Source organism: Gordonia otitidis, from assembly GCF_020735545.1.
Classification (GTDB): domain Bacteria; phylum Actinomycetota; class Actinomycetes; order Mycobacteriales; family Mycobacteriaceae; genus Gordonia; species Gordonia otitidis.
On record NZ_CP085974.1, the window covers coordinates 2,380,503 to 2,393,408 of the forward strand.

At 66.0% G+C, this 12,906-nt stretch carries 10 protein-coding genes and 1 pseudogene; 6 read left to right on the forward strand and 5 right to left on the reverse strand.

The genetic code is table 11. The features are described from left to right. The first annotated feature begins 93 nt into the window (after nucleotides 1-93). Nucleotides 94-1,317: an acyl-CoA dehydrogenase family protein gene (locus LK459_RS10790; protein ID WP_227923304.1), complete on the forward strand. Its 1,224-nt coding sequence runs from the start codon at nucleotides 94-96 to the stop codon at nucleotides 1,315-1,317. Further along, nucleotides 1,314-2,327: a phosphotransferase family protein gene (locus LK459_RS10795; protein ID WP_227923307.1), complete on the forward strand. Its 1,014-nt coding sequence runs from the start codon at nucleotides 1,314-1,316 to the stop codon at nucleotides 2,325-2,327. The genes LK459_RS10790 and LK459_RS10795 overlap by 4 nt, the downstream gene beginning before the upstream one ends. Nucleotides 2,328-2,378: 51 nt before the next feature. On the opposite strand, the gene LK459_RS10800 is transcribed toward LK459_RS10795, so the two are convergent. Together LK459_RS10800 and LK459_RS10805 are read right to left on the reverse strand one after the other, a co-directional pair. Beyond that, a complete protein-coding gene (locus LK459_RS10800; RefSeq protein WP_227923309.1) occupies nucleotides 2,379-4,646 on the reverse strand; it encodes a DUF222 domain-containing protein in 2,268 nt (755 codons plus the stop codon). A 220-nt stretch (nucleotides 4,647-4,866) separates the two neighbouring features. Beyond that, nucleotides 4,867-5,580 (reverse strand): histidine phosphatase family protein, encoded by a 714-nt coding sequence (locus tag LK459_RS10805; RefSeq protein ID WP_227923311.1) that lies wholly within the window; start codon nucleotides 5,578-5,580, stop codon nucleotides 4,867-4,869. A gap of 91 nt (nucleotides 5,581-5,671) precedes the next feature. Between LK459_RS10805 and LK459_RS10810 the strand changes: the two genes are divergently transcribed. Then, entirely contained in the window at nucleotides 5,672-6,100 is a 429-nt protein-coding gene (locus LK459_RS10810; protein WP_007238402.1) for a VOC family protein, read from the forward strand. Between the two features lie 106 nt (nucleotides 6,101-6,206). On the opposite strand, the gene LK459_RS10815 is transcribed toward LK459_RS10810, so the two are convergent. Then, complete coding sequence (locus LK459_RS10815) at nucleotides 6,207-7,280, reverse strand: sigma-70 family RNA polymerase sigma factor (RefSeq protein ID WP_227923312.1); 1,074 nt, start codon at nucleotides 7,278-7,280, stop codon at nucleotides 6,207-6,209. A gap of 515 nt (nucleotides 7,281-7,795) precedes the next feature. Between LK459_RS10815 and LK459_RS10820 the strand changes: the two genes are divergently transcribed. Further along, nucleotides 7,796-9,112 (forward strand): ROK family transcriptional regulator, encoded by a 1,317-nt coding sequence (locus LK459_RS10820; RefSeq protein WP_227923314.1) that lies wholly within the window; start codon nucleotides 7,796-7,798, stop codon nucleotides 9,110-9,112. 105 nt (nucleotides 9,113-9,217) lie between these two features. On the opposite strand, the gene LK459_RS10825 is transcribed toward LK459_RS10820, so the two are convergent. Continuing rightward, on the reverse strand, nucleotides 9,218-10,066 hold the full coding sequence (locus tag LK459_RS10825; protein WP_007238405.1) for an ABC transporter permease: 849 nt from the start codon (nucleotides 10,064-10,066) through the stop codon (nucleotides 9,218-9,220). A 335-nt stretch (nucleotides 10,067-10,401) separates the two neighbouring features. Beyond that, nucleotides 10,402-11,442 (reverse strand): annotated as a pseudogene (locus LK459_RS10835) (ATP-binding cassette domain-containing protein); the annotation flags it as partial. Between the two features lie 186 nt (nucleotides 11,443-11,628). Here LK459_RS10835 and LK459_RS10840 point away from each other — a divergent pair. Both LK459_RS10840 and modA read left to right on the forward strand, forming a co-directional pair. Then, nucleotides 11,629-12,033, forward strand: coding sequence for a TOBE domain-containing protein (locus LK459_RS10840; RefSeq protein WP_227923316.1), 405 nt, complete (start codon nucleotides 11,629-11,631; stop codon nucleotides 12,031-12,033). 65 nt (nucleotides 12,034-12,098) lie between these two features. Beyond that, nucleotides 12,099-12,896 (forward strand): molybdate ABC transporter substrate-binding protein, encoded by a 798-nt coding sequence (gene modA, locus LK459_RS10845; protein WP_227923318.1) that lies wholly within the window; start codon nucleotides 12,099-12,101, stop codon nucleotides 12,894-12,896. Nucleotides 12,897-12,906 lie beyond the last annotated feature (10 nt).

A 12,906-nucleotide genomic window follows, 5' to 3' on the forward strand; every position in this document is an offset into this window, starting at 1 on the left:
CTGGGGTCGCCGAACGAACGCTCGGTCGGCGCGTGGTGATCGACTCACCGGGATTCGGAGAGTCCCGGCGACAATTTCGAGTACGGAGACCTGATGGCAGTGCAACTGAGCTACTCGTCCGACGTGACGGACCTCGTCAAGAAGACAACCGCATTCATCGCCGACGTCGTGCTGCCGATCGAGAACGCGAACGACGGGGACATCACCGCGGCGGGCGGCGACGATCTACGGCGCGACCTGAACGAGAAGGCCAAGCAGTTGGGCATCTTTGCACCACATGCGCCTGTCGAGTTCGGCGGTCACGGACTCTCGATGTCGGATCGGGTTCCGGTCTTCGAAGCCGGTGGCTATTCGACGTTCGGTCCCGCAGCTCTGCACATCGGGGCACCGGACGAGGGAAACGTGCACATGCTGGCCCACATCGCAGACGACGAGCAGAAGCTCAAATATCTTGCGCCGTTGGCCAGTGGTGACGTCCGCTCCGCGTTCGCGATGACCGAACCGGCGCCAGGAGCTGGCTCGGACCCCAACCAACTGCGCACCGCGGCGACCAAGGTCGATGGCGGCTGGAAGATCAACGGCGAGAAGCGGTTCATCACGGGAGCCGACGGGGCCGGCTTCTACATCATCATGGCGCGTACTGCCGGAGCGCCCGGCGACCGTGGCGGTGCGACGATGTTCCTCGCTCCGGGCGACACCCCCGGTATCGAGGTCACGCGACACATCCACACCACCGACCGGGCGATGATCGGCGGCCACTGCGAGGTCCGCTTCACCGACGTCTTCGTCCCCGACGCCGACGTGCTCGGCGAGGTCGACCAGGGCTACCGATACGCCCAGGTGCGATTGGGCCCTGCGCGTATGACACACGTCATGCGCTGGCTCGGGATCGCCGTACGCTGCCACGACATCGCCGTCGAGTACGTCGCCCAACGCAACGGATTCGGCGGGACACTCGGCGACCTCGGCATGATCCAACAGATGGTCGCCGACAACGAGATCGATCTCGCGGCGTCGCGCGCACTCCTGGTCAAGGCCTGTTACGAACTCGACGAAGGTCACCATGCGTCGTCGGAGACATCAATCGCAAAAACGTTTGCTGCCGAAGCATACTCACGTATCGTCGATCGTTCCATCCAGATGTGCGGGGGGCTCGGTGTCTCCGACGACCTGCCACTCGCACGACTACAGCGAGAACTCCGACCGTTCCGGATCTACGACGGGCCGTCCGAAGTGCACCGCTGGGCCATCGCGCGCAGGGCGATAGGACGTGCGCGCAAACGTCAGGCCTCCTCGGATGCCGGGGAGCACGCATGAGCACCGTCGAATCCGTTCTGAATCCCGTTACGCTGCAGCGGTTCCTGGTGGACACTGGAGTCGACGTTGCCGGGCCGCTCGACGTCGAGTTGATCAGTGGCGGGAAGTCGAATCTCACCTTCATGGTCAGTGACGGTGTGCATCGTTGGGTCGCCAGACGGCCCCCGACCGGCGGGCTGACGCCGTCGGCGCATGACATGGGGCGCGAGTGGGCGGTGACGTCTGCGCTCGCGCGTACCGACGTCCCGGTTGCGGCACCGGTGGCGTTCGACTCCGACGGCTCGGTACTCGGGGCGCCGTGCACCATCGTCGAATTCGTCGACGGAACGGTGATACGCACAGGCGACGACCTGTCCGCATTGTCCGACGACGAGGTGGCGCGCAATGCCGACGGCTTGATCTCGACACTGGCTGCTTTGCACGGCGTCGACTACGAGGCGGTCGGGCTCGGAGAGTTCGGCAGGGCGGCGGGTTTCGCGGGTAGGCAGGTGAAGTTGTGGGCTCGGCAGTGGTCGCATGTGCGCAGTCGTGACCTGCCCGATGTCGACACACTCGTCGAGGCGCTTGGTGCGCGCGTGCCGGAGCATGCGCGCGCGACGATCGTCCACGGCGACTACCGCGTCGACAACACCATTCTTGCCACTGATGACCCGGGAACTGTTGCCGCGGTGGTGGACTGGGAGATGTCGACGCTTGGCGATCCGATCACCGACGTTGCGCTCATGTGTGTGTACAGGACGCCCGTGTTCGACAGGGTGCTCGGGTTCGACGGTGCGTGGACGAGTGATAGATACCCGTCCGCCGACGACATGGCTCAGCGCTACGCGGCACTGACCGGAAACGACCTCGGCGACTGGCCGTTCTATCTCGGGTTGGCGAATCTCAAACTGGGCGTGATTGCGGAGGGTATCAGCCATCGCGCCCGCGCAGGCGCGGCGTCGGAGGGCGCCGAGCACGCCGGGGAGGCAACCGGAGAGTTCATCGCCGCCGGACTCGCAGCACTCAAGTAGCAACTGACTGTCGACTTCCGGAGTACGTCTGCTCTAGCTCGGTCGGCCGTGTCAGAACGGTGGTGGTCCTGCGACGTCGGCGTAGGGTTTGTCGGCGTTGCGGGCGAGTCGGCGTTGGCGGTTGCGGTGTCGTTCGGCGCGGCGTCGGGCGTGTTTGTTCGCCGCGCGTGTTCGGTGGCGCGTTGGTGCCTGCGGTGATGGCGTTCCTGGTGGTCGGGGTGGTGGTTCACCGGTGGTTGGTGGGGTGAAGCGGAGTCGGCGTAGTCCGAGAAAGGTGTCTTCGAAGGTTTCGGCGTCGCCGGGGATGACGAAGCCTTCGGGGGTGATGTATTCGGTGACCAGCCGGCCGGTGGCCGGGTCGCGGTATTGGTCATCGATCCAGTTGCCGAATGTTTTCTGGATGTGCCCGTATCGGCATTTGGTGTTGAGATTCTCGTAGCTGGTGTGCCCACCAGCTACGGGGTTGTGGTGGTCGTATTCGGTGACGTGATCGTTGTCGGCGGTCCACGCCGAATGGGCGCAGCCGGGATCGACGCAGTAGCCGTCGCGACAGCGCACCGCCTCATCTAACGCAGTCGACGGGCGGTAGGGGTCGGTGCCGTGTGCGGGCAGGGTGTAGGTGCCGTCGGCGTTTTCGGGGGTGTTTGTCGGGACCACGCGGTGGGTCACTGTGTCTGGGCGGGCGGCGATGTCGCGGACGTGTTCGGCGGAGATGATGCCGTAGCCGTCCATGAACCCGACCGGCACAGCCTCGGGCGACTGGGCGGTCCGGTGACCGTCTTTGCGCGCATAACGCAACCCGGGTCGTCGGCCACCGGCGGCATCGCCGGACACGTCATCGTCGGACGCGTCACCGCCGGACGTGCCGTCGGCGTTGCTGCCATGAGCGACGCCACCAGACGACGAATCCGCCTCGCTGTCAACCGCATCCGCTACTCCGCCACCGGTTTCTGCGGTGCCGTCAGCGGTTCCCGCGGTGCCGTCGGCGAAATCGGCGGTGCTATCGGCGAGATCTGCAGTGCCGTCGGCGAAATCCGCGGTGCCCTCGGCGCGATTCCCAGTGCCGTCAGGGGAAGCGGCGGTGCTATCGGCGCGGCTTCTGATGCCCTCGACGCGATTCCCGGTGCTGTCAGCGGAAGCGGCGGTGCTGTCGGCGCGATCTGCGGTGCTGTCAGCGGAAGCGGCGGTGCCGTCGGCGGGCTTCCCGGTGCCGTCGGCGAAACCAGCGGTGCCCTCGAAGCGATTCCCTGTCCCGTCAGCGCAACTCTTGGTGCCGTCGGCGGAATCGCCGGTGCTGTCGGCGTGCTTAGCGGTGCTGTCGGCGCGATTCTGGGTGCCGTCGGCGGTTTCGGGTGGGGTGAAGGCGCCTTCGTTGCACACGACGTGGATGACGAACCGCGGATCGGCAGGCGGTACGGTGCCGGGTTCGGGGATCTGGGCGGTGCAGTCGTCACTGCCGCAGGCGCATTCGAATCGGGAACCGCTCAAGAGCGCGAACATGGCATCCGAGGCGCGTTGCTGACGAGTCCGCCCATCACCGCCGCACACCGCGTCAGCCAAACGCCGTACCGCAGCGACTGCTACCCGCACGTTCTCCGCTGACATCACGGCGGTGATCTCCCCGACCCCGTCACCACAGTTGTCGGTGAACACACCCCGCTTGTCCAGAGCACGTTCACGACGTTCACGCACCGCATCGGGATCCTGGCGGAACACGATCCGATCCACCATGTCCCGCAGGCGAGGTCGTTTCCACGACCCCCGCCGGGTACGTAGCGTGGTCGCGATCTGCTCGTCGACAGCGGCCACCACCTCGGGCGGGGTGCCCGGCCCACGCACCAGGTCGGTGCGTGAGATGACCAGTCGCGCTTGCTCGACCGACACGATCCCCTCGCGCAGACAGCCGAACACCTGCGGCAGATCATCCCGCAGCACGATCGCCTCGTCGATCATGCGTTCCGCCTGCGGACGTGACACCGCGAAGATCCCTGAGATGCGTGCTGCAGCATCGGAAAAGCCGTCGACGATCAGGCCATCAGTCTCGGCACGCGCAGCGACCAGCCGGTCATAGAGCACCCCGATCGATTGATACCGCGCCCACGCCACAAACGCCTCACCGCACCGCAATCGGGTCAAACCTTCTAGTACGGCAACCGTGTCCGAACCCTCCGGAGCGGCGGGATCGACACCACCCAACAACCCGAGCGGCACGCCCGTGGCCCAATCCGACTGAACAGCATCGGACGTCGGATCGAATCGTCCCGAATCATCACCTCCCGCAGCAGAATCGGCGCCTGGGCCAACTGACTCGATCGACATCCCACACCCCCTTACCCTCGCCGGATCGAACGTTTGTACCCATACTACGACCGGCCACCGACAAGAAATCCGACTGCGGAATCGGGGCACAGAATCAACGCTTGAAACCGACATCAGCGAACCGCCGGCCGGCGAGTGTGCGGCGTGGATGTAAGTCGATTTTCAGTATGTGTTCTGTAGCAACCACATTCGTCGATCGGCACCACATGCGCGGCTGCACTCAGCGGAAGGTCGCCACCCCGCCCTCTCGGTCGACGAGGTGCGCGTGCTCGTTGAGCGACATCACCGAGACGCCGCTGCGCCCGACGAGAAGTTTGGTCACCGAGGCGTTCACCATGGTGCGGGCCATCGCAGGCCAGCGGTGCGGCGGAACACCCCACAGTTCGGCGATCACCTGCGTGATGGTGCCCGCCGACGACACCACGAGCACGGACTGACCACTACCGGCCAACTCGGCAGCGCGCTCGCCTGCCCCGGTCACCCGTGAGCGGAACTCGGGGTAGGTCTCGCCCGATCCGGATGGCCGTGCGTCGCCTTCTGCGTCGGCCATGGAGGTCTGGTCGATCCAGTGGGCGAGTCCGGCATCGAGCCGCTGCTGGTAGGACTTCTGATCGGCGAATTCGTCGGCGTTCGCAGCGCCGGCGAGCGACGGGAGTTCGTACTCGTTCCACGACGGGTCGACGATCGGCTCCGGCGCTGCGTCGAGGCGCGCGAGCACCCCCGCCAATGTCTCGGTCTGTCGCGCGAGGTCGCCACTGATCGCAGCGGTCACACCGCTGACCTGTGCCGACAACAAGGTGCCGGTGAGGCCTGCCTGAACCCGCCCGATGTCGGTGAGGCCGGGACCGGTCTCGACCGCGCTGGGATCGCTGTCGGTGACGCCGTAGGCAGTCGGGTTGGCCTGACCGTGTCGCACGAGGTAAATGACTCCCATGCTCGGTCAGCCTATGCGGTCGACCCGGCGATCGATCGGCGGCCTCGACCGCAACCGATGACTTCGCGCTCCAGCGTCGGTCGGTCCTTGCATGGTGTCCACCTTGTTCATCACACTGCCCGTCGACAGCACGCTGAGATCTCGGCGGTTCTTCGAGAGCCTCGGCTTCCGACCCGACGAGGTGTTCTGCGACGCCGGGACGCTGTGCCTGCCGATCAGCGACGGCACGGTTCTCGTGCTCCTCGCCACGCAGCGGTTTGCCGGATACTCGGCAGGCGAGGCAGCGGTCGACCCCCGTCGAGGGGACGCAGCCGTGCGCGAGGTGGTGATCGCGTTCTCTGCGGCCTCACGTCACGAGGTCGACGAGATTGCCGACGCCGCGCTCGCCAACGGCGGTTCGACGCTGCGCGCTCCCACCGACGAGGGTTTCACCTACAGCCGCACCTTCTGCGATCCCGACGGGCACGCCTGGGAGATCGTGTGGATGGACCCCGGCGCCATTCCCCAGACATCGAAGTGAGTTCAGGAATTGAAGTGAGTGTAGGAATCGACGTGAGCAGACGTCGACGTGGAGATCAGTCGGGTGGGGGGCGAGCCCCCACGAGCTGGGCAGCCGTCGGATTCGCTCAGTGCCAGGGGCTTGGTTGCACCTGTGGAGGAGCATCGTAGGGCGTCGCGGGGAGACCGAAGCGGGCGAAGTCCTCGGTCAGATCGTCGCCGAAGAACGCGACGACATGGGCGACCTCGACCGTCCCGGCGGCGCCGGTTGCGACCACGTCGAGTACCTGGAGTTGGAACGGCCGATGCACGCCGTCGGGTCCGCGCATGTAGAGACCGAACGCGGGCTGCCCGTTGGCGGTGGTCGGCAGTAGGATCTGGTCGCCCGCCTTCTCCGCCGGACAGTTGCCGCGGATGAGTGTCGCGATCGACTCAGGACCCTGATACCAACCGGTGAACGGCGGCATCTCCCAGATCGCCTTGTCGGTGAACATGGAGGCTATGGCGTCGACGTCGTAGCGTTCGAACGCGGACACGTACCTGGCCAGCAGTTCGCGCTTGGCGTCGTCGGTGATCTCTCCGGGCGAATCACGTTGTGGTGCAGCGTTCCTGAGCTGCTCGCGTGCACGTTGCAGCAGACTGTTGACCGTCGCCGTCGTGACACCGATCGCGTCGGCGACCTCGGCGGCGCGCCATTGCAGGACGTCGCGGAGGATCAGCACGGCACGCTGTCTCTCGGGTAGATGCTGCAGCGCTGCGATGAACGCAAGGCGGATGGACTCGCGTGCGCCGACGACGTATGCCGGGTCGGCGTCGTCGCCGGGGGAGATCTCGTCCACGGTTCCCGCGAAGGGCTCGAGCCAGGGGACCTCACGGTCGGTGTCGAGCGCGTCGGTGGGGTCGAAAGCGTCACCACCGAGTCCCGACGGCAGCGGCCTGCGCTGTCTGCTCTGCAGGGCGGTCAGGCACGTATTGGTCGCGATCTTGTGCAGCCAGGTGCGAACGGACGCGCGGCCGTCGAACCTGTCGTAGGCACGCCACGCCCGCAGGTAGGTGTCCTGGGTGAGGTCTTCGGCGTCGTGATGCGACCCCATCATGCGATAGCAGTGCGCGAGGATCTCGCGCCGAAAAGGCTCCGTGGCCGCGTGGAACTCGGCGTCGGAATCGGTCGGTTGCGCAGTGGTGGCGGCCTGCGGTGGCATGTGATTCAGGTTACGGCAGCCCACTGACAGCCTCCATGGATGAGCAGGACGACCGCTCGGCGCCCACGTTGGGTGCGAGCGACTTTCGCGCAGGGTGCGCGTAACCCGCGACGGGCGCTCCCCGCACACCTATTCTCGCCGGTGGACGACCCTGTCGCGTCGCGGAAGTGGTCCGTGACCTGCGATGGGAGGTGCGTGGGGGAGTTGCGGGCCACTGCGCCCGGTTGCTAGCTTCGAGCACATGACGAGCGAACACGACGGCGCCTTGGCGCAGATCTCAGAGGTGACCTACGTGATCACCGCTCTGGGTTGCCGTCTGCCGTTCGCACGTGTGCTGTGTTGCCGCCGAATGCGTTGAACGCCGAGATCTGACTTTCAGTAATCCATCCGCATTCTCCGCGAATCCCCTGCGATCGTCGTCGACCGCGCGCCGTGATCTCCCGGCCGGCCGCGTGTGAGAACGATGATGTCGCGTCTTTCCGGATTCGCCTGCACCGATACCAGGACACGAACCCATGACTGCAACAGTTGATCAGCCCATCCGTACGGCTACTCTTTCCTCACCGGTCCGGCGACCGGCGCCGCGACCGATTCCACGTCGATCGGCCGCGCGACCGACCCCGGTGCCGGGGCTCGAACCACGCACTGCCAGGAGAGGGGGGCGGCCGATTCAGATCGCGACTCCGCGCCTCGAGCTCTCCGACAAACCCGCCGCACTGGTTCTGCGTACCGCCCGGCTGTCCGGTCCGATCTTCCGTGACGACGCCGCCGAGGCCACGGGACTGTCGATCTCTACCGTCAACCGCCAGGTGGGCGCACTGCTGAAGGCGGGTCTCCTACGCGAGCGTGCCGACCTCGCGCCCGCCGGGGCGATCGGCCGACCGCGGCTGCCGTTCGAGATCAACGTGACGGACTACCTCACCCTCGGCATCCACATCGGATACAAGGTCACCTCCATCACCACCCATGACCTGCTCCATCGTGTGGTGGGTGCGATCCAGATCCCGACGCCGATCGCCGAGTCGCCCGAACAGACACTGGTGGCCATCGGCGACAGCGCCCGTCGATTCGTCGGACGCTGGTCGAATCGTCGGGTGCTGTGGGCGGGCGTGGCGATCGGCGGTCGCGTCGCCCCCGGTGGCTTCGTCGACCATCCGCGTCTCGGCTGGTCGGGAGCGCCTGTGGGTACCGTGATCGCCGAGGCGGTCGGCCTCCCTGTCTCGGTGGCGTCGCACGTCGAGGCGATGGCCGCCGCCGAACTCGTCGTCAACCCGAGCGACAAGCGGTCGAGCTTCCTCTACTTCTATGCGCGCGAGATGGTCGGGATCGCATTCAGTGTCGACGGCGCCGTGCACACGCCGACCGCCGGACCGCCGGTGATCGGGCACTTCCCGACCGGGGCCACCACCCTGCTCGACCCACAGCACACCGGTCGACTCGAGCCGACCGCGAGTGACACCGGGGTCGTCGAGGCTGCCGTCGCACTCGGCCTCGAGGTCGCCGACATCGAGGGCGTACACACCCTCGCCCGAAATGGCGATGCCACTGCCCGTGCACTGCTCGACGAACGCGCGACGGTCCTCGGGCGTGCGGTCGCACTCATGGCTGACATCTTCAACCCCGACCACATCATCCTCGGCGGGCAGGCGTTCACCGACAACCCGTCGACCCTGCCACTGGTCGCCGCGGCAATTCGCGAGACCTCGGTCTCGCCGAAACGTGATGTGCGAGTCTCGCATTCGGGCGTGACGGTACAGCAGCAGGCGGCCGGCGCGGTGTCGCTCGACGCCGTGTACACCGACCCGCTCGAGGCGCTCGCCGCGACGGCGTGAGCACAACCCGAGGGCGGAGCCGCAGAAACACGTGTTCCTGACACAAGCGAGCGAAGCTTCGCGAGAGGGTGCCAGAAACACGTGTTTCCACGCGGAGGCCGAGGCTCAGTCTGCGGTGCGTCGTGCGTAGTTCCGCAGGGCGAACGGCATGAACAGCAGCGTGAGTGCGACGGCCCAGATGAGCGTCGACAACTCCGGGTAGCGCAGCGGGAGTGCCGCATCTGCGCCGGCCGCCGGGCCATTGCCCCACAGCACGCGCATCGCCTGGATGAGCGACGAGATGGGATTCCACTCTGCGATCGTGCGCAACCACGGTTGCATCGCGGTGGTCGGCACGAACGCGTTGGAGACGAAGGTCAGCGGAAACAGGACGGAGAACATGAATCCGTTCACCGCCTCGACCGAGCGCAACCACGAGCCGATCATCACGCCGAACCAGATCATCGCGAAGCCGAACACCAACACCAGCAGGAAGCCCAGGACGCCGTCCCACACCGACGTCGTGATGCGCCACCCGATGATCACACCCGTCAACGCCATCACCACGATGCCGATGGACGAGTGCAACAGGCTGGCGATACTGCGCCCGATCAACACCGATGAGCGTCTGATCGGCAGTGACCGGAAGCGATCGATGATGCCTTTCTCGATGTCGGCGGTGATGCCGGTGGCGACGATGAACGCGGTGAACACGATCGTCTGGCCCATGATGCCGGGCAGCAGATACTGCTTGTAGTTGATCGCCGGATTGCCCGCGCTGATTGCCGGACCGAAGACATAGGCGAACAACACGACGAACATGATCGGCTGAATGGTGACGTCGGAGAGCATCTCCGGCATGCGCCGGGTATGGATCATGTTGCGCTTCACCATGATCCACGCTTGCTGCCAGACGTTCGTCGGGTGAACCGGCGGACGGTCGACCAACTGGGATGCCAGTGATGTCGTGCTCATCGGAGGTCTCCGCTCGATGTGTCGGTGGAAGTGGGCTCTGTGCCATCCGAGGTTTCTGTATCAGCCGCGCCTTCGGCACGGTCGTCTTGCGCGCCTTCGGCACGGTCGTTCTGCGCGCCTTCGGCACGGTCGTTCTGCGCGCCTTCGGCACGGTCGTTCTGCGCGCCTTCGGCACGGTCGTTCTGCGCGCCTTCGGCACGGTCGTTCTGCGCGCCTTCGGCACGGTCGTTCTGCGCGCCTTCGGCACGGTCGTTCTGCGCGCCTTCGGCACGGTCGTTCTGCGCGCCTTCGGCACGGTCGTTCTGCGCGCCTTCGGCACGGTCGTTCTGCGCGCCTTCGGCACGGTCGTTCTGCGCGCCTTCGGCACGGTCGTTCTGCGCGCCTTCGGCACGGTGCCCGGTGAGAGACAAGAACACGTCATCGAGACTCGGCCGGGCCAGGCCGATGTCGTCGACGGTGATGCCGGACTCGTCGAACCAGCCCGCGATTCGCGTCAGGTCGGCGAGACCGGATGCCGCCGACGTCAACGTACGGGCGGTCTCGTCGACGAACACCTCGCCACCGTTGCGACGCAGAAGCTTGGATGCGGCGGGCAGCGATGTCGCGTCGGAGACGGTGATCACCACGCTCGCCGCACCGGCGCGTTCCTTCAGTTGCAACGGGGTCCCCTCGGCGATGATGCGGCCCTTGTCGATGACGACGATGTTGTCGGCGAGTTGGTCGGCCTCCTCGAGATACTGCGTCGTCAGTACCAGGGTGGTACCGCCGGCGACCAGGCGTCGCAGCACGTCCCAGAGCTCTGCGCGGCTGCGCGGGTCGAGTCCTGTTGTCGGTTCGTCGAGAAACAGGACCGGCGGCGCGGCCAACAGGCTGACGGCGAGGTCGAGCCGACGACGCATGCCGCCCGAGTAGGCGCGCACCTGCTTGTCGGCGGCGTCCGAGAGCGAGAACTGGTCGAGGAGTTCATCTGTGCGCGCAGCCAACGCCTTGCGCGTGATGCCGTAGAGACCGCCGACCATGCGCAGATTCTCACGCCCGGTGAGGATCTCGTCGACAGTCGCCGCCTGGCCGGTCAGCCCCATGTTGCGGCGTACCTGTTCGGGATTCTCGCGGACGTCGAATCCCGCGATCCGCGCTGTGCCGCTGGTGGGCACGGACAGTGTCGTCATCATGCGGACCGTTGTCGTCTTTCCCGCGCCGTTGGGACCGAGCAAACCGAGCACGCTGCCGGTCGGCACGACGAAGCTGATGTCGTCGACGGCGGTGAAGTCGTCGAACTTCTTGACGAGGTGGATCGCCTCGACGGCGACGTCGAGGCGAGATGTCGGTGACGGTGCCGGCCCCGTCGCTGCGGACGGCGGTGCTGGTTGGCTCATGCTTCTCCACGTTATCGGGCGAGTTGGACATGGGCGAGTGGGTTTCTCATCGCCTGCGGGGGTTGACCAATATGGGCGCACGAACTCATCGCGACCGACCGACGACATCACGGGTTGTGCAGCCAGTGCACGTATCTGCGGGGATACAGACGCCCTTATCTCGCATCTGCGGGTACACTTCCGCCCGTGGCAGCGATCAGGGTGCGTGATGCGGCGATGCTGCTCGGTGTCAGTGACGACACCGTTCGACGGTGGTTGGCGTCAGGAGAACTCGAGCCGGGGTCAGAGAACGGTGTCGCGACCGTCGACGGAGTCGGGCTGGCGTCCCTTGCCAGGAAAAGGGCGCGAACGGTCGAGGACGACGGCACCGGCGTTCTGCGGTCGGCGCGTAACCGGTTCACCGGTCTGGTCACCGACGTCGTCAGCGACACTGTCATGGCGCAGGTGACCATGCAGTGCGGTCCATTCGAGGTGACCTCGCTGATGAGTTCCGAAGCCGTTCGCGAACTCGCACTCGAGCCGGGAGTCGTCGCGACGGCAGTGGTCAAGGCCACCACGGTCATCGTCGAACGACCAGATCCCAACAGGTGATCCGCATTCGCGGACAAGAGAAAGCGAGAACCCCTGTGTTCCAGTGTCTTGTGCTCCAGAAGGTCATGCCGCAGAAGTTCGTGTCGGTACGGCGCATTGCGGCCGTGTTCGCAGCCATGGTCGCGGTCATCGTCACGGTCGCCGGTTGCTCGTCCGACGACGGTTCTTCGGGCGGGGAGTCGTCCGGGGGGAAGACAACACTGAATGTCTACGCGGCGGCATCGCTCAAGAGCACCTTCACCGAACTCGCGAAGGCTTTCGAGAAGGCGCACTCCGACGTCGAGGTCAAGCTCAACTTCGCCGGATCGTCGGCTCTCGTCACGCAGATCAACCAGGGGGCCGACGCCGACGTGATCGCCACCGCCGACGAGCGCACCATGCAGAAACTCGGCGACAAGGCCGTCGATCCCAAGATCTTCGCCACCAACACACTCACCATTGTCACCGCACCCGGAAATCCCAAGCGCATCACCAGTTTCGCAAGTCTGCGTGATTCCGGTGCCAAGACCGTGGTCTGTGCGCCCGAGGTACCGTGTGGCGCCGCGACGGTGGCCGTCGAGAAGAACACCGGAGTCGAACTGACACCGGTGAGCCAGGAGGCGTCGGTCACCGCGGTGCTGACCAAGGTCACCTCAGGTGAGGCCGACGCCGGTCTCGTCTACGTGACAGACGCGAAGTCCGCGGGCGACAAGGTGGCCACGGTCGGTGACGCGGCCTTCGCGCAGGTGGTCAACAAATATCCGATCGCAACGGTCAAGGGCACCAAGCATTCCGAGCAGGCCGAGCAGTTCAAGGACATGGTGCTCGGGCAGACCGGGCAAGAGATCCTGTCTGCTGCGGGCTTCGCCTCCGCGGGCTCCTGAGGCGCGGCCA

Bases quoted from the DNA above. Each gene is read 5' to 3' on its own strand.
- LK459_RS10820 (WP_227923314.1), top strand. From the start codon at position 7,796: ATGACTGCAACAGTTGATCAGCCCATCCGTACGGCTACTCTTTCCTCA.
- LK459_RS10810 (WP_007238402.1), top strand. From the start codon at position 5,672: ATGGTGTCCACCTTGTTCATCACACTGCCCGTCGACAGCACGCTGAGA.
- LK459_RS10805 (WP_227923311.1), bottom strand. From the start codon at position 5,580: ATGGGAGTCATTTACCTCGTGCGACACGGTCAGGCCAACCCGACTGCC.
- modA (WP_227923318.1), top strand. From the start codon at position 12,099: ATGCCGCAGAAGTTCGTGTCGGTACGGCGCATTGCGGCCGTGTTCGCA.
- LK459_RS10790 (WP_227923304.1), top strand. From the start codon at position 94: ATGGCAGTGCAACTGAGCTACTCGTCCGACGTGACGGACCTCGTCAAG.
- LK459_RS10800 (WP_227923309.1), bottom strand. From the start codon at position 4,646: ATGTCGATCGAGTCAGTTGGCCCAGGCGCCGATTCTGCTGCGGGAGGT.
- LK459_RS10815 (WP_227923312.1), bottom strand. From the start codon at position 7,280: ATGCCACCGCAGGCCGCCACCACTGCGCAACCGACCGATTCCGACGCC.
- LK459_RS10825 (WP_007238405.1), bottom strand. From the start codon at position 10,066: ATGAGCACGACATCACTGGCATCCCAGTTGGTCGACCGTCCGCCGGTT.
- LK459_RS10795 (WP_227923307.1), top strand. From the start codon at position 1,314: ATGAGCACCGTCGAATCCGTTCTGAATCCCGTTACGCTGCAGCGGTTC.